Origin of the sequence: Jeotgalicoccus halotolerans (genome assembly GCF_003387165.1) — a bacterium.
Taxonomy (GTDB): domain Bacteria; phylum Bacillota; class Bacilli; order Staphylococcales; family Salinicoccaceae; genus Jeotgalicoccus; species Jeotgalicoccus halotolerans.
The window spans coordinates 151,150-167,991 of sequence record NZ_QUMW01000013.1; the positions used below are offsets into that span (position 1 = coordinate 151,150).

Annotated in this window: 16 protein-coding genes; 15 read left to right on the forward strand and 1 reads right to left on the reverse strand. The window is 38.8% G+C overall.

Going from position 1 to position 16,842, the window contains the following annotated elements; translation table 11 throughout:
* Positions 1 to 15 precede the first annotated feature (15 nt).
* From DFR63_RS09175 to DFR63_RS09210, 8 genes are all read left to right on the forward strand, one after another.
* The gene (locus tag DFR63_RS09175; protein ID WP_115885650.1) at positions 16 to 723 is read left to right on the forward strand and encodes an AzlC family ABC transporter permease; all 708 of its coding nucleotides are present in this window, start codon (positions 16 to 18) and stop codon (positions 721 to 723) included.
* Positions 723 to 1,049 (forward strand): branched-chain amino acid transporter permease, encoded by a 327-nt coding sequence (locus tag DFR63_RS09180; RefSeq protein ID WP_115885651.1) that lies wholly within the window; start codon positions 723 to 725, stop codon positions 1,047 to 1,049. The genes DFR63_RS09175 and DFR63_RS09180 overlap by 1 nt, the downstream gene beginning before the upstream one ends.
* A gap of 153 nt (positions 1,050 to 1,202) precedes the next feature.
* Positions 1,203 to 1,742 (forward strand): helix-turn-helix domain-containing protein, encoded by a 540-nt coding sequence (locus DFR63_RS09185; RefSeq protein ID WP_115885652.1) that lies wholly within the window; start codon positions 1,203 to 1,205, stop codon positions 1,740 to 1,742.
* Positions 1,743 to 1,760: 18 nt separating this feature from the next.
* Positions 1,761 to 3,797 carry a hydantoinase/oxoprolinase family protein gene (locus DFR63_RS09190; RefSeq protein WP_115885653.1) on the forward strand — a complete coding sequence of 679 codons (2,037 nt, stop codon included), beginning with the start codon at positions 1,761 to 1,763 and terminating at the stop codon, positions 3,795 to 3,797.
* Position 3,798: 1 nt separating this feature from the next.
* Positions 3,799 to 5,478: a hydantoinase B/oxoprolinase family protein gene (locus DFR63_RS09195; protein ID WP_115885654.1), complete on the forward strand. Its 1,680-nt coding sequence runs from the start codon at positions 3,799 to 3,801 to the stop codon at positions 5,476 to 5,478.
* A gap of 6 nt (positions 5,479 to 5,484) precedes the next feature.
* The gene (locus DFR63_RS09200; protein WP_115885655.1) at positions 5,485 to 5,811 is read left to right on the forward strand and encodes a cupin domain-containing protein; all 327 of its coding nucleotides are present in this window, start codon (positions 5,485 to 5,487) and stop codon (positions 5,809 to 5,811) included.
* Positions 5,812 to 5,824: 13 nt separating this feature from the next.
* Positions 5,825 to 7,141 carry a purine-cytosine permease family protein gene (locus tag DFR63_RS09205; RefSeq protein WP_115885656.1) on the forward strand — a complete coding sequence of 439 codons (1,317 nt, stop codon included), beginning with the start codon at positions 5,825 to 5,827 and terminating at the stop codon, positions 7,139 to 7,141.
* A 381-nt stretch (positions 7,142 to 7,522) separates the two neighbouring features.
* The gene (locus DFR63_RS09210) at positions 7,523 to 8,125 is read left to right on the forward strand and encodes an RBBP9/YdeN family alpha/beta hydrolase (protein WP_162842334.1); all 603 of its coding nucleotides are present in this window, start codon (positions 7,523 to 7,525) and stop codon (positions 8,123 to 8,125) included.
* On the opposite strand, the gene DFR63_RS09215 is transcribed toward DFR63_RS09210, so the two are convergent.
* A complete protein-coding gene (locus tag DFR63_RS09215) occupies positions 8,120 to 8,917 on the reverse strand; it encodes a carbon-nitrogen family hydrolase (protein ID WP_115885658.1) in 798 nt (265 codons plus the stop codon). The genes DFR63_RS09210 and DFR63_RS09215 overlap by 6 nt on opposite strands.
* Before the next feature lie 161 nt (positions 8,918 to 9,078).
* Here DFR63_RS09215 and DFR63_RS09220 point away from each other — a divergent pair, with 161 nt between their 5' ends.
* The 7 genes from DFR63_RS09220 to DFR63_RS09250 all read left to right on the forward strand — a co-directional run bounded on the left by DFR63_RS09220 (position 9,079) and on the right by DFR63_RS09250 (position 16,842).
* Positions 9,079 to 10,356: an O-acetylhomoserine aminocarboxypropyltransferase/cysteine synthase family protein gene (locus DFR63_RS09220; protein WP_115885659.1), complete on the forward strand. Its 1,278-nt coding sequence runs from the start codon at positions 9,079 to 9,081 to the stop codon at positions 10,354 to 10,356.
* A gap of 137 nt (positions 10,357 to 10,493) precedes the next feature.
* On the forward strand, positions 10,494 to 11,333 hold the full coding sequence (locus DFR63_RS09225; RefSeq protein ID WP_115885660.1) for an NAD(P)H-hydrate dehydratase: 840 nt from the start codon (positions 10,494 to 10,496) through the stop codon (positions 11,331 to 11,333).
* Between the two features lie 88 nt (positions 11,334 to 11,421).
* Positions 11,422 to 12,363, forward strand: a complete 942-nt coding sequence (locus tag DFR63_RS09230) for an agmatinase family protein (RefSeq protein ID WP_115885661.1) — start codon at positions 11,422 to 11,424, stop codon at positions 12,361 to 12,363.
* Positions 12,364 to 12,385: 22 nt separating this feature from the next.
* Positions 12,386 to 13,606 carry an Nramp family divalent metal transporter gene (locus DFR63_RS09235; protein WP_170133375.1) on the forward strand — a complete coding sequence of 407 codons (1,221 nt, stop codon included), beginning with the start codon at positions 12,386 to 12,388 and terminating at the stop codon, positions 13,604 to 13,606.
* Positions 13,607 to 13,717: 111 nt separating this feature from the next.
* Positions 13,718 to 14,485, forward strand: coding sequence for an aspartate dehydrogenase (locus DFR63_RS09240; protein WP_115885662.1), 768 nt, complete (start codon positions 13,718 to 13,720; stop codon positions 14,483 to 14,485).
* A 105-nt stretch (positions 14,486 to 14,590) separates the two neighbouring features.
* Entirely contained in the window at positions 14,591 to 15,619 is a 1,029-nt protein-coding gene (gene desA / locus DFR63_RS09245; RefSeq protein ID WP_115885663.1) for a Delta(5) desaturase DesA, read from the forward strand.
* A gap of 101 nt (positions 15,620 to 15,720) precedes the next feature.
* On the forward strand, positions 15,721 to 16,842 hold the full coding sequence (locus DFR63_RS09250; RefSeq protein ID WP_115885664.1) for a sensor histidine kinase: 1,122 nt from the start codon (positions 15,721 to 15,723) through the stop codon (positions 16,840 to 16,842).

The window sequence follows — 16,842 nt, forward strand, 5'->3', positions numbered from 1 at the left end:
AAAAGGGTGACAGCAATGTCGTTTGAATACCATATTGCAACACTGAAATACGCTTTTCCAAAAACCATACCGATTTTAGCAGGCTTTACTTTCCTGGGAATTGCTTACGGGATTTACATGAACTCACTTGGTTTCGGTCCTGCCTATGCCATCTTAATGAGTATATTTATCTTCGCGGGATCGATGGAATTCGTTGCCGGCAGTATGCTGCTCGGTGCATTTAATCCCTTAAGTGCTTTATTGCTTACTTTAATGATTAATGCAAGACACTTATTTTACGGTATTTCCATGCTGGACAAGTTTAAAGGTATCGGCAAGAAGAAGTATTACTTAATCTACGGCATGTGTGATGAAACATTCGTTATTAACAGTACGGAAAAAGCACCTGCCCATATTAACTCCGGCTGGTTCATGTTTTATGTAACCGTCCTGAATCAGCTGTACTGGGTCGGCGGCACAACAATCGGCAGCCTGTTCGGTTCAGCAGTAACCTTCAATACAGAAGGACTGGAATTTGTTATGACAGCCTTGTTTGTTGTCATCTTTTTAGATCAGTGGATGAAAGAAAGATATCATGTCAGTTCAGTTGTCGGAATTGGTGCATCGATATTGAGTCTCGTTATTTTCGGTCCTGAGAACTTTATCATTCCCGCGATGGTAATTATTTTAATTGCACTGACACTGATCAGGAAAGTAATTGAGAAAAGAGAGGTGATCTCGTGATGACCTTAACCCAGCAGATTATTATCATCGGATGTGTAGTGCTTGGAACGATGACAACCAGATTCCTGCCATTTATTATATTTAATAACGATAAAGAAACACCGCCTTACATAAAATACTTGGGCTATATGCTGCCGCCGGCTGTATTCGGTCTGCTGGTTGTGTATGCTCTCCGGGAAGTTGAACTGACAACGGTGTCCGGTTTTGTCCCGGAGATGCTCGCTGTAGGATTGATAATTGTACTGCATTACTGGAAGAAAAATATGCTGCTGTCGATAGCCGGAGGCACTATATTTTATATGATCCTGGTGCAGATGGTGTTCTAAATGAATACTTAATGAAAAGATGCTTATTTTTTATAGGCATCTTTTTAATTTATTTAAAACTTCAGAAAACTTATTGTAAACGCTTTTATTTTTCAGAATAGTATGATAAGATTTTTTTAATTACAGTAATACTGGAATTAAAAAGGAGGTATTATGGAAAGCATACCCGTATCTATTAAATCTTTGCGTTTAGAAAAAAAACTCACCCTTAAAGAGTTGAGCAGTAAAACAGATTTATCTGTCAGTTTTTTATCACAAATTGAAAGAGGAGAAAGTTCACCTGCTATTACATCATTAAATAAAATTGCAGAAGCTTTAGATGTTGATATTACACACTTTTTTAATCCTCCCAAGTCAGAAGACTTTATGATTTCTTTTGAAACTGCAGAACCTTTTAAAGTAGAGCATTCATCTCAAACGATGTATCGCATGTCTAGTGATTTCGAAAATAGGACATTAGAAAACTACATAATTGAAATTCCCCCAGGAGCAAGAAATGAAAAAATGCGTCATGTCGGAGAAGAACTATACTACTTAATAGAAGGAAAACTTACAGTATACGTGAATGAAAAGATATATGAATTGAATCAAAATGATGTTATTCATTTTCCTTCTAATATCTCTCATTATTATGAGAATAATAGTGAGAATATAGCCAAGATTCTATGCGTAGTTACGCCAACACTATTTTAAATTGAAAGGAAGTTTTTTATGAGAGTTGCTACAGATATAGGTGGAACATTTACAGATTTAGTAGCAGTAGATGATAACGGGAAAATTATAGTCGGAAAGTCTGATACTACACCAAATAAATTTGAAAAAGGTATTTTTAATGTTATTGAACAAGCGAATATAGATTTAAAAGATATACAAATGTTCTTTCATGGAACAACAGTAGTCATAAACACACTAACGGAAAAAACTGGTGTAAAAACTGGCTTAATTACAACAAAAGGATTTAGAGATGTTTTAGAAATAGCAAGGGGAAACAGACCAGATTTATTTAATCTTAAATATAAGAAACCTGAGCCTATAGTAGAGAGACATTTGCGTAAAGAAATTTCTGAAAGATTAGACTATAAAGGTGAAGTGATTTCTCCCTTAAATACTGACGAGCTTAATGAGATACTAACTTACTTTAAAGAATATAACGTAAAAGCCATAGCAGTATCTTTGCTACACAGCTATAAAAATGATGAGCACGAAAAGCAAGTTCTAAATTATATTAGAACAAATTATCCAGAATTCAGTGTGACAATTTCTAGCGAATTAAGTAAAGAATGGCGAGAGTATGAACGTACTTCAACGGCTGCTTTTAATGCTTATGTGAAACCAATTGCCCACGATTATCTGACTAATCTAGAACAGAACTTGATTGATAAAAGCAGCTGCAAAAAAAATTACATCATGCAGTCTAATGGTGGTACGAGTACTTTTGAGATTGCCAAGAAAACACCTATAAATATGATTGAATCTGGACCAGTAGCTGGAATATTCGGGGCTTCCATATTAGGAGAAGTAATAGATGAAAATAATTTAATTGTATTGGATATTGGAGGAACTACTGCAAAATGTTCATTAGTGGAAAATGGAAATGTGAAAATTTCGACGAATTACCATATGGAGAAAACGGAACGCTATGCAGGTTACCCTTTGAAGGTGCCTGTCGTTGACATTATTGAAATTGGGAACGGTGGTGGTTCAATAGCCTGGATTGATGATAGTGGGTCTATAAAAGTAGGACCTAAATCTGCCGGAGCAGATCCTGGACCAATAGCATATGGGCGCGGGGGAAATAAACCTACAACAACTGATGCGAATATCCTTTTAGGAAGGTTAGCTTTGAGGAACTTTGAGACAAGTACATCGCTTGAAGAGATCAAAAATAAATTTGAAATTAGTTTGGGCAAACAGCTAAATACAAAAACTGATGATTTAGCAATGGGAATTGTAAAAATCGCTAACTCAAATATGTTGAATGCCTTGAAACTGATTTCAGTTAGAAAAGGTTATGACCCAAGGGACTTCACGCTAGTAGCAATTGGCGGAGGAGGTCCGATGCATTCACAAGCATTGGCACGTGAGTTAGGAATTAAAAAAGTAGTTATTCCTTCAACATCATCAGTATTCGCATCGTGGGGAATGTTAATGTCTGATATTCGACATGACTACTCACAGACACTGTTACTACCAGCAAGAGGAATAAGTTATAAAGAAGTTAATTCTGTGTATGATGAAATTATTCGAAAAGCAGAAGAAACCTTGAATACTGAAGGTGTTGAAGCTAGTGATGTAGTTATTACAAAAAGCTTAGATATGAGGTATGAAGGTCAGGAACATACTGTAGAAATTCATGTTCCGTATGAGAATATTGATGAAAATAATATTGAGGAAATCATTAAAAATTTCCACGAGAACCATGATCGTATGTACTCATATACACTGCCAGAAAATGAATTAGAAATAGTAAATATAAAAATACAAGCTTTAGGTAAACTTGAAAAACCTAAAATGATTGAGACTGATACTGAGGAAGGCACAGCACTAAAAGAAGAGAGAGAAGTTTTTTATGAGGAAAGTGGCTGGATACATGTTTCGGTATATGATAAGAACAAACTTAAAGTAGAAGAAAGTGTAACTGGACCAGCTATTATCGAGGAACAGTCAACCTCAATAATATTACATGATGGAGACGTATTACAAAAAGATAAATATGGAAATCTAGTGATTGAGATAGGAGGTCAATAATATGAAATCTTATAAAACAAACCCATTTACTTATGAAGTAATTAAAGATGCACTTATTGCTACCGGAGAAGAAATGTTTATCGCACTAGCAAAAACATCTATGAGTCCAATTGTCTATGAAGTTTTAGATTATGCTTGTGGATTAACTAATCATAAAGGTGAACTCGTTACACAAGGGAATGGTGTAACAGGATTTATTGGTATGTTGTCATTTATGGTTAAAGATACGATTGAGAAACACGGCGATACTATAAAAGAAGGTGACATTTTTATTATCAATGATCCATATAAAGGTGGGGGGTCACATTTAAATGATGTTGGACTTGTGATGCCTATATTTTATAAAGGGCAATTAATTTCCTTTGTCGCTAACAAAGCACATTGGACAGATGTAGGAGGTAAAGATCCTGGCTCTATGTCTACAAACTCAACCGAAATTTATCAAGAAGGTCTGCAATTCGCTTGTTTAAGGTTATTTTCAGAAGGCGAAGTAAATGACCCACTACTTAAATTTATTGAAACGAATGTGAGACATCCTGAAATCTCTATCGGTGATTTATGGGCACAAGTAGCCTCATTACGGACGGGAGAAAAAAGACTTAAAGAATTATGCGAAAAATATGAAAGTGAAGTCATTATCGAAAGTATGGAGCGATTCTTGGACCAGGGAGAAAGACTTGCATTAAAAGAAATTGAAAAACTTCCAAAGGGTACTTTTGAGTTGAGTGACTTGATTGATGATGATGGAATAACTGATGATCAGATTAATATTCAAATAAAAATTACAATCACAGATAATGAATTCATCTGTGATTTCACTGGCACAGATACACAAGTGCAAGGCCCCATTAATAGTTCATATACAGGATTAGTATCATCTGTTAGAACAATTTTTCTTGCTATAACTAACCCCGCACAAGATATCAATGATGGTGCTTTTAGACCATTAACAGTAATTGCGGAAAAAGGTTCTGTAGTAAATACTTCTAGTCCAGCACCGACCTCAATGTATTGGGAATCTATGTTGTATGGCAGTGAACTTATCTGGAAGTCTCTCGCTCCATATCTTCCAGATAAACTAACGGCAGGACATCTTATGTCCGTTTGTACCGTTATCATGGGTGGTAAACATCCTGATAAAGATGGGGATTTTTTAATTGTTGAACCATCGGTTGGTGGTTGGGGAGCAGGAAATAACCAGGATGGAGACACAGGACAATTTTGCATATTAGATGGTGAAACGTTTAATGTTCCTGTAGAAATAGCAGAGACAACCTATGGTGTCATCATTGATGAATATTCTATGCGGACAGATGGAGCTGGGGCAGGAAAACATCGTGGAGGACCTGGGGTTATTAGAAGTTACCGTGCATTAACTGATAATCAATTTTTCACAGCAAGTTACGGCCATCATAAATTAAATGTATGGGGCTCAGCAGGAGGGATGGACGGTTCTAATAATGAATTTCTTATTGAGAAAGCAGATGGGACTGTTGATGGTCCATTTGGTAAGTACAATCAATACAAATTGAATAAAGGCGATAAAGTAGTGCTAAAAACTGCAACAGGTGGAGGATACGGTGATCCCAAGGAACGAAGTAAAAAAGATGTGGAAAACGATATTCTAAATGGTTACATCACAGTCGAACAAGCGAATAGGTTTTATGGATATAGTAGGTGATTAGATATGGAAATTAGAAAATTAGCAGTAAATGACAATAAAAGCTCGTTGTTTATGCACTCTATGTTTGAAGATGTGTTACAAGAAAAAGGAATAAATGGAACTTTTAATTATGTGGAAATTTCAGGTAACACTAAACTACCAGAAAATGGTTGGACAAGTCATGATTTTGATGAATTTTCACTTGTAATAGAAGGAGAGATAGAATCAATTATTGATGGAAAGGTATATACAGTGGGTCCAGGAGATTACACTTTAATAAAAAAAGGGACACCTCATCAGTCGTATAATCGTAATAATGAAACTTGTAGAATCATAAGTTTATTAATTTAGAAGGAGTGTTGAGATGTCTAAAAAAGAAGCTAGTGGTATGGGAAATGATAATCCATTAGAAAGTGTACCCTTAGGACGGAGAGAGAGATGGTTAACTCCAGCTGTAATATTTGGCGGTTTGGAGTTTACAATTCCAGTTTTAATGGTGGGTGCAACGCTTGCAGGAGCATTCGGAATAACTGAAATATTTTGGATAGTTATGATAGCAATGGTGTTAATCCAATGGATTGGAAACACTTTGAATGGATATATAGGGGCTAAAACTGGTAGACCTTCTTCTGTAGTGGCAAAAAATAGTTTTGGAGATTTTCAAGCCAGGATAATTGCCGGGGGCACAATTTTTTTAGCTTCTCTAGGCTGGTGGGCTTTACAAACTGCAGTAACTGCAAATGCTATTGCAGCAATGTTTGGAATTAACTATGAAGAAGAATGGGGGAAGTGGGCTCTTATAACAGTGGTCTCCGGATTATTATTTGCAATACCTTCTATTATTGGATATAACTCGATGAAATGGACTGATTACCTGGCAGTACCAGCAGGATTATTATTGGTAGTAGGTGGAATATATTTTGCTTTGAAAAATACAGGGTGGACAGAGATTCTATCATGGAATCCGTCAGGTGAAATGACGATACTAGCAGCTATCAGTCTGATTATCGGAGCGAATGTTTCTCAATGGGTTATTGCAGCGGACTACACCAGATATGCTAAACCGCGCTGGAAAGATAACATTTTAATACCACTTGGAATAATCAGTGTGGGTGTTCCGTTATTCATGGTTGGTGCAGTCATGTCTGTTGGTGTTGGTGAAGCTGATATTGTAACAGTGATGCTCAATCTCGGATTTCCAATTTGGGGATTCTTAATTTTATGGCTAGCTACTTGGACATCTCAATTAGTAAATAACTATAGTATGGGATTAGCATTTTCAAATTTATTAAATGTTAATAGTAATATTGGACGTATGATTTTAACTTTACTGGGAACCTTGATTGCAATTGGTGTAGCACTTATGGGGATTCTTGAGTATTTTGAAGACTTTTTATATTTGACTGCCCTTGTATATCCAGCAATTGCAGGAATACTATTTGCTGATTTCTTTTTCTTAAGATCACAGGGATGGCAAAACATTAAGAAATGGAATTATATTGCAACAGCAGCTGTTATTATTGGTATTGCAGTTGGTTATTATACTCAATATGTGAATCCAGTTGGCCTACCTGCTGTACAATCATTATTCGCCTCTCTAATTTCATATTATTTAATGATGTTTATTAAAGGTAAAATAAAACCAGATGAGTTTACTCCTGAAAAGTGGAAAAATAAATAATAAAAGAATCGTAATCCGAGTGTCTCGGATTACGATTCTTTTATTATTTAAAACTTTTTACGTTTGTTGTCAGAACCTTGTTTGTACGTTTATTCGATTCAGCAAGAACCAAATCAAAAGTATTAATAATCATTAACCTGTCTGATGTTTTCAAAATCATAACTTGAACTCCAAATTTCAGGAAATTCAACAAGATTTGTTTGATTTAAATCTACCTCAGTAATTAGCTTATCCACTTTAATTGGAACCTTTCTGTTTCGCTGTCAGTAATTTGCAACTGGAAATATGCTGTTGTCGATAGCCGAGGGCACTATATTTTATATGATTCTGGTGCAGATGGTGTTCTAGAAAAGAGATACAAATAGAGAAAGGGTGTTCAACTTGAAAAAAGCATACATTATACACGGTTATGCAGTAACGCCTGAATCGCACTGGTTCCCATGCCTTACCCGGGAATTGAAAAGTTATAATTATGACACCGAAGTCTTTGCTTTAACGGATTCAAGCGAACCTGAGCTGAAGAAATGGAGAGGTAAAATTGAATTAATTTCACCAGTATTAAACAGCGGCGCAATTTTTATCGGGCATAGTTTAGGTGTGCTTACCATTTTGGATTATTTAACAAAAATAAATAACGACGATAAGCTGCACGGGTTATTTCTCGTGGCAAGATTCAAAAACAGAACTGCAGCATTGCCGGAACTTGATCAATTTATAGAGGAGGCATATTTTAATAAGGAAAATATACGGGCAGAATATATTATTTCAGTAGCTGCTAAAAAAAATGACAGGGTAGACAGCAGTCTATCGAAAGAATTATCAGAAGAACTGAATGGTAAATTTATTGAAGTTAATCATGAGGGTCACTTTTTAGGTAAAGAAGGATACGACACATTTGGATTGCTGAGAGATGAGATATTTAAGAGAAATAATTTAAAAAGCTTATCTCCTTGTGCTGAATGCAAGGAGATAAGCTTTTTATAAATTTTTATACAAATCTTTACGTCTGCTTTTAAAAATCGGAATATCAGCACGCACTTGATCTATATAATTTAAATCCAGTTCTGCTGTCACGACTTCTTCCGTATCTGTATCTGCTTCAGCAAGAATTTCGCCAAAAGGATTAATAATCATTGACCGTCCTGCGAATTCAGCCCCGTTGTTCTGTGTACCGACAGTGTTGCTGGCAACGATATAGCACTGATTTTCAATGGCCCTTGCTTTCAGCAGTGTAACCCAATGTTCTGTACGTTCTATTGGCCATTCTGCAACGACGAAAATTATTTTTGCGCCTGACAGAGATAGGTCTCTGAATAATTCAGGGAATCTTAAATCATAGCAAATTACCAGACCGCACTCTTCTCCGCTGATTTCAAATACCTCTGCCGGTTTGTTTCCGCTGACCAGAAATTCCGGTTCATTTAACATTGGCACCAAATGCATTTTTGAATATTCATATATCAGTTTTCCATTATTATTTACCGTAAAAGCTGTATTATAGACCCCGCTGTCTCCGTAAGTATTTGGAATCGAGCCTGCAACGATAGTCACATTATTATCAGCCGCTAATTTCGAAATGAAGGCTTTCACCGGTTCGAGGTTATTGGCTGCATAATCCCTGATATTCTCAAGATCATAGCCTGATGTCCACATTTCAGGGAGCACGACAACATCGGTATGGTCTAAATCCGTTTCGGTAAACAGCTTGTTTACCTTATTTAAGTTTTTTTCTGTGCTGCCATCAGTGATTTGAAACTGGAAGATTTTAATTCTCATAATATCTCTCCTTTAGCAGTTCCGGAATTTAACTCTACAGTATACATAAACGAACTCCATGTAAAGAAAAGTATTTCATTATTGCAAAAAACCTAGTGAGATAGTATGATTTTAATTATATTTAATATCAGAAAATTCAACCAATAAAATGGAGGGTTAATATGACTAATGACAAGTGGAATTTAGAAACTTTAACGATACATGCAGGACAAACAGTGGATGATTCAAAATCACGCGCGGTGCCGATTACACAGACTACAAGTTATGTGTTCGACGACACTCAGCATGCACAGGATTTATTTTCTTTAGCGAAGCCGGGAAATATTTACACACGCATTATGAACCCGACACAAAATGTTTTTGAAGAGCGTATTGCGGCGCTGGAGGGCGGCGCTGGTGCATTAGCGACGTCTTCAGGACAAGCGGCTATTCATTTATCACTCTTAAATATCGTAGAAACTGGTTATGAGGTTGTTGCATCTGCCAATCTGTACGGCGGTACATATAACCTTTTAAATGTAACGTTTAAGAAGATGGGAATTAAAGTTCATTTCGTCGATCCGTCAGATCCTGAAAACTTTAAAGCAGTGATTAACGATAAAACACGTGCGGTCTTTGCTGAAACAATAGGTAACCCGCGTATTGATGTTTTAGATATCGAAGCGGTAGCGGAAATTGCACACAGTCATGATCTGCCGCTTATTGTCGACAGTACTTTTGCAACACCTTATTTACTTCGTCCATTTGAACACGGTGCCGATATTATCGTGCATTCAGCGACGAAATTTATCGGCGGGCACGGCACTTCTATCGGCGGGGTTATCGTCGATGGCGGCAACTTCAATTGGGATAACGGTAAATTCCCGGGACTTGTTGAGCCGGATGAGAGTTATCACGGTGTTTCTTATGTAAATGATATTGGTCCTGCAGCATATATCACAAAAGCACGTGTTCAGCTGCTGCGTGATTTAGGTTCTGCAGTGTCGCCGTTTAATGTTCAGCAATTCCTCTTAGGGCTGGAAACACTGCACCTCCGTATGGAACGCCATTCGGAAAACGCCTTGAAAGTAGCGGAGTATTTAGAACAGCATCCTAAAGTGAAATGGGTCAATTACCCGGGACTTGAAAGTAATAAATATCATGAACTCGGTAAAAAATATCTGCCTAAAGGACAAGGTGCTATCCTGACATTCGGCATCGACGGTTCAGTGGAAGAAATAGCGAAGTTTGTCGACGGGCTCGGATTGTTCTCCTTAGTTGCGAACGTTGGAGATTCAAAATCATTGGTTATTCACCCGGCAAGCACCACACATCAGCAGCTGTCTGAAGAAGAACAAATCGCTTCAGGAGTGCTGCCAGAGCTGGTCCGTCTGTCCATCGGAACTGAAAATATCGATGATATTATCAGTGATTTGGAGCAGGGATTGAAAGAAGTGTAAGTGAAAAAATGAAGCCGTGAGAGGATATCTCACGGTATTTGTTATTTTAATATAGAAAGTAAATATGAAGACGAATAGTCAAATTTTAAAAAACAGGGTATAAGGGAGGATGAATATATATTTTGGAGGTAAAGTAAATGAATGTGAACAGCTGGTCGGAAAATCTTGTTATCGAACATTGGCCAAAACGAGATCCGAATTCCCATAAAGGTAACCACGGAAAAGTCGGTATTATTGCCGGCAGTCAGCTGATGCCCGGTGCTGCTGCTCTTTGTGCGGGTGCTGCAGTGGAAAGCGGGGCGGGTTTAACAGCAGTCAATACTGTAAGAACAGTAATTCCAATTGTTGCGGGACATGTTCCGGAAGCGACGTTTTACCACAGGGATGATGATTTGAACGGTTTTATGGAAGGAAAAGATGCTGTCGCAGCAGGGCCGGGTCTTGGACGTTTATCCGATGATATTATTGAAGATTTGATTACTAATTTTGATGGACCGCTGGTGATTGACGCTGACGGATTATATGAGTTGCGGAGCCATGAAGTGATAATCAGAAAAAGGACGGCACCGCTCATCATCACACCTCATGCCGGTGAGATGGCCCGCATTATTAATGAGGATATTGAATATGTGACCGGTAATCGTTATGAAGCAGCGGAAAAACTGGCTATAGATTACGGTATTTACGTCGTGCTTAAAGGCCCGGAAACGATTGTGGCTGAACCTGACGGTACATTATGGGTAAATCACACGGGAAATGCAGGTCTCGCAAAAGGCGGTACAGGAGATGTTTTAACCGGAATGATTCTCGCTTTCATAGGACGTTACGATGATATTCAGCCGGCTGTTTCCAGTGCAGTGTATATGCACGGCTATGCTGCTGATTATTTAATTGAACACGGTGAAGCGATGGAATCGGTAACTGCATCGAAAGTTATAAAAATACTTAGTTCATCTTTCGAAAGACTGATAAATTAGAATTATCAAAAAATTAAATTGCGGTCTGGCAGCAAAAGAATATATAATGCAGTTGTATCTTAAATAAATAAAAAGGGGTTTTATATTTATGAAGGAAAATATTTATGGAAATATCCCATGCTTTTTAGGTGCGGAAAATCTTGTGGAAAAGGGCTCTTATGATACAGATGTCATCTTTTACGGTGCGCCATTTGAAGGTGAGAGTACTTGGGGTGATTATACAGGGGTCGAACTCGGACCGAAACAGATTCGTTCTTCTTCAGCGCGCTACAGCGGCTACTTACCAGAGCTCGATCACGTTGATGTTACCGAACATTTATCCTTCGGCGATGCGGGAGATGTGCCTTTTGTTGCACACGATAATGAACAGTCTTATCAGAACATCGAAGATTTTTCTGCTGAGTTATGGAAAACAGGGAAATTCCTTGTCGGTTTTGGCGGAGAACATGGTGTTACATATCCGATACTGAAGTCTCTTGCGGACAGCGGTAAGAAAGTCGGCATTATACATTTAGATGCTCACTACGATAATATGCCTGATTATGAAGGAGAGCGCTATGCACGCAATACGCCATTTATGCGTTTGTATGAAACTGAAGGAGTGCGCAACCAATCGATTATTCATACGGGAATTCACGGTCCGCGTAACAAACCTGAAACAGGACGCTACGCAAAAGAAAACGGCGCTGTGACAATTACGATTAACGAAATTAGGGAAGCTAAAGATTTACGTGCCTATGCGAAAGAAATTTACGATATGGCGGCAGAAGATGTGGATGTTGTCTATTTATCTATCTGCAGTGACGTGCTGGATTTTGCCTACAATCCAGGCGGCCCTGTCGACGGGAATGGTTTAACATCTTATGAATTACTCACTTTAATACATGAATTCGGTAAATATGGTCTCGTCGGCATGGATTATGTTGAAGTGTATCCGATGATGGATGCCAATCAGAATTCGGCTCATTTTGTCAGCTACGCAGTACTGTATGTCCTAGCCGGACACTTAAAATATTTAGGCAAAATCTGATTGAACAAGGGATGGGATCTTGATGAACAGATTTAAGGAAATACTAAAAGCTCTGGGACCCGGTATGGTCATCACAGCTTCATTCATCGGTCCGGGGACAGTGACAACAATGACACGTGCCGGGGCTGGATTTGGCTACAGTATCTTATGGGCGGTTTTATTCTCCGTCATTGCAACAATCGTTCTTCAGGAAATGATTATCCGTCTGGCTTTAGTAACGAGGCGCGGTCTCGGGGAAGCCATTTACGATTTATTTAATCATACAGTAGGGAAATTTCTTGTCGTCTGGATTTCTATGCTGGCAGTTGCTATAGGTTGTGCGGCATACATGAGCGGAGACTTGCTCGGAACCTCACTCGGTCTTGGATATCTGCTTAATATACCAACGAATATACTTGCCCCGATAGTCGGAATAATAATACTGACAATTGGACTACTGGGCAGTTACAAAATTATAGAAAAAATTATGCTCGGACTGATGGTAATCATGGGCTCAATATTCATTACAACAATGTTCCTGGTAAAGCCGAACTGGGACGAAGTGTTCAGCGGTGCATTTTTACCTTCCATACCGGATGGTTCCATTATTATGGTCATTGCATTAATTGGAACGACAGTTGTACCGTATAATTTTTTCCTGCACGCGACTGCGGTGCATGAAAGATTTAACGGTATGAAAGACTTGAACCTGGCACGCTGGGACACAATTATTTCAATCGCTATCGGCGGTCTTATTTCAGGTGCAATTTTAATTTCTGCCGGTGCTTTAATTTACGGACAGGAAGTAGATAACGTGGTTGCACTTGCCGGCCCTCTTGTACCGATTCTCGGTGAAACATGGGCGCCTGTCTTTATCAGTATAGGTTTGTTCGCAGCAGGATTCTCATCTGCACTGGCATCACCGATGGGGGCTGCGGCTACGGTCAGTTCTTTCTTCAAATGGGAAGGCGGAATGAAAGGCAAGAAATTTAAAATGGTGTTCGGTACCGTTATATTAATCGGTGTCGTCACATCCGCAATCGGTTTTGAGCCGCTTGAAGTGATTCTTATCGCCCAGGCGCTAAACGGTATTGTTCTGCCTGTTATTGCAATTTTAATTTACATTATTATTAATAAAAAAGGGCTTATGGGACAGTATAAAAATGGCCCTGTATTAAATGTCATCGGATTTGCAGTGGTTGCGGTTGTTTCGTTTTTAGGAATTTACAGCATGATTGATGCAGTGACAGCATTTTTCGGATAAAAAATTAAGAAACGGCTCCTGATAAGGAGCTGTTTTTTTATAAAATTGCTTTCATCAGCGATCATGCTTAAGATAAATGGAATGGTAATTTTAACAGGAGGAGAAAGTTATATGAATATCGGTTTGGTCGGTTCCGGAGCAATCGGACAGTATTTGTTAAAAAATATTAACGGAAAAACTCACGAACACTTAAACATTAGAAGCGTCTTTGTAAGAAATTACGATAAGTATAAGCACCTTGAAGAACAGTATAATGTAGAACTCTTTACAGATCTGAAAAAATTTCTTGCTGCAGATACAGATCTTATCGTGGAAGCAGCCAATGTTGGGACGGTTAAAACCCTGCTTCCTGACATCATTAAAGAAAAGGACACAATGCTGATCAGCATCGGTGCCTTGGCGGATGAAGAACTGCTGAAAACAGTAACTGCTGAAACCAGTAAAACCCTGCACCTGCCTTCAGGCGGAATCGGCGGGCTTGATCTCGTTCAAAATGCCAGAGCACTCGGCAATCTGGAAAAAGTTACTTTAACGACCCGGAAACCTGCATCATCGCTTATTGATGAACCGGTCAGCGCTGAAACCACGGTCTTTAAAGGGAAAGCCCGGGAGGCAATCGATAAATTCCCGAAAAACATGAATATATCGATTATTTTATCGTTAGCGGGCTTAGGTATTGATAAGACTGAAGTTGTTTTGATAGCAGATCCTGAGGCAGATAAAAATACGCATACGATTAATATATCCGGTGGATTTGGTGATGCAGAGCTGACTGTCAGCAACAATCCGCTGCCTGAAAATCCGAAAACAAGTGCGCTGGCAGCACTGAGCGTGTACGCAACACTGGAAAGAATGGCTGAAAAAGTAAAAATCGGCTAGCTGATATGACAAATGTCATGTGAATGTCCTGACAGTTTAGTCTATACCCTTAAGTGACCATCATTCATACTTATATATGAATAGATATGGAAAAGAGGAAAGCATATGACTAAAGAAAAACAGGCAGCTCTTAGAAAAAGTGTTATGCCTTACGCAAAATCACAAACTAAAACAAGTGTCATACAGCTGTTGAATACGATACTGCCATTCTTCTTACTATGGTTTTTAGCGTATCAGTCACTCAGCGTATCATTTTGGCTGAGCCTGCCGTTCTCAATACTGGCAGCGGGATTCATGATTCGCTCATTTATTATTTTCCACGACTGCACGCACGGTTCGTTCTTTAAAAATAAGAAATTAAATAATTTTTTCGGGAACTTAACCGGAGTTATTACACATTTTGCATATGAGAAATGGAAAAAAGAACATGCAATTCATCACGCGACGAGCGGGAATTTGGATAAACGCGGCGTCGGTGATATCTGGGTAATGACGGTGAAGGAATACGAAGAAGCGAGTAAGTGGGAAAGACTGCAATACCGCCTATACCGCAATCCGATTGTAATGTTCGGTTTCGGTCCATTGTACCTCTTTCTGATTGCCAACCGTGTGAATCGTAAAGCGGCGAAACGCCAGGAACGTATTAATACACATGTCCTTACATTGATTATCGTTGCGATTTACTTAATTATCGGTTTCACTTTAGGCTGGCACGTTTTACTGATGGTGCAGCTGCCGATTATATACGTTGCCGGTATGGCAGGCATCTGGCTGTTCTATGTCCAGCATCAGTTTGAAGATTCATACTTTGAAAATGAATCCGAGTGGGACTTCGTAAAAGCTGCGGTAGATGGCAGTTCTTACTACAAACTTCCTGCATGGCTCGAATGGATGACGGGAAGTATCGGCTATCATCACGTGCATCATCTGGCACCGCGCGTGCCGAACTACCATCTTGAAGAGGCGCATGAAAACACACCGCCGCTTCACAAAGCGACGACAATTACCTTGAAGACAAGTCTGGAATCGATAAAATTCCGTCTGTACGATGAAGAGAATAATACTTTCATCACATTTAAAAATATGAGGGAACGTCTGGCAGGGAAAACCAGCCAGAATCCCACTGCAGAATAAGAATCACCACCATCCTCCTATACAAATAGGAGGATGTTTCGTCTGTGCGGACCGTCGTTTGATATAATGGGCTGAACAGAAAAACGGAGGAGCAGAGAAAAATGAAAGATTGGTATCATATATTCCCGGCGAATACGGGACTGAGTCTTTATATCTGGATTATCTTTTGTGTGCTGCCTTTTTATTTCATTTTTCGTGCCACATCGCTCAGTGAAATAATTACCGGTATTGTAACAACGTTAATATTTTTTGCAGTATATTGGCTGACGTTTAAATCAAAAGGCGCGTTAATTTATATCGGAATCAGTGTCGAGATTATTATTAATATTATAATGACGATATTATTCAGTTATGTATACTTTGCCTTATTTATCGCAATTTATATTGGTAACATTAGAAAAAAAGCAGGCTTTATTACGATGTACGTCGTGTTACTGGTGACTACGGTACTGGCGATAGTCTATGCTTCGTTCTTTAACTACATGATATTTTTAAATCATCTGCCCTTTTTAATTATGACGATTCTCGGAGTCATTTTAATCCCGCTGAATAAACGCAGCAGGCTCAAGCAGGAGGAACTGGAAGCTCAGCTGGAAGATGCCAATCAGCGCATTGCGGAACTCGCGATAAAAGAAGAACGCCATCGTATTGCCCGTGATCTTCACGATACACTCGGGCAAAGATTGTCGATGATCGGGTTGAAAAGTGATTTATCGAGAAAGTTGATTGACAGCCGGCCGGAAGAGGCAAAGGCCGAGCTTCAGGATATCCAGAATACTGCGCGTCATGCTTTAAAAGAAGTCCGTGAAATGATCAGCGATATGAGACATGTCAGCTTTGCAGAAGAATTGAAAAACACAAAAATGATTTTAGATACTGCAGGAGTCAAACACCAGGAAATTTTAGAAACGGATTTTGACAATGTTCCTATACTGATAGAAAATGTGCTGAGCATGTGTTTAAGAGAATCCGTGACCAATATTTTAAAGCACAGCGATGCGACAGAATGCATGATTATTATGACAGAATCAGACAGAGATATATTTTTAAAAGTATCTGATAACGGCACGGGTGCGGACAGTTTTAATTACGGCAATGGCCTGCAGGGCATGAAAGAACGACTGCAGTTTGTTAACGGTGAATCGCATGTTCACAGCTCTATGAGCGGCTTTGAAGTGAATATGACAGTGCCGAAAGTATTGCGGCAAATAGAGGAGGGGTAG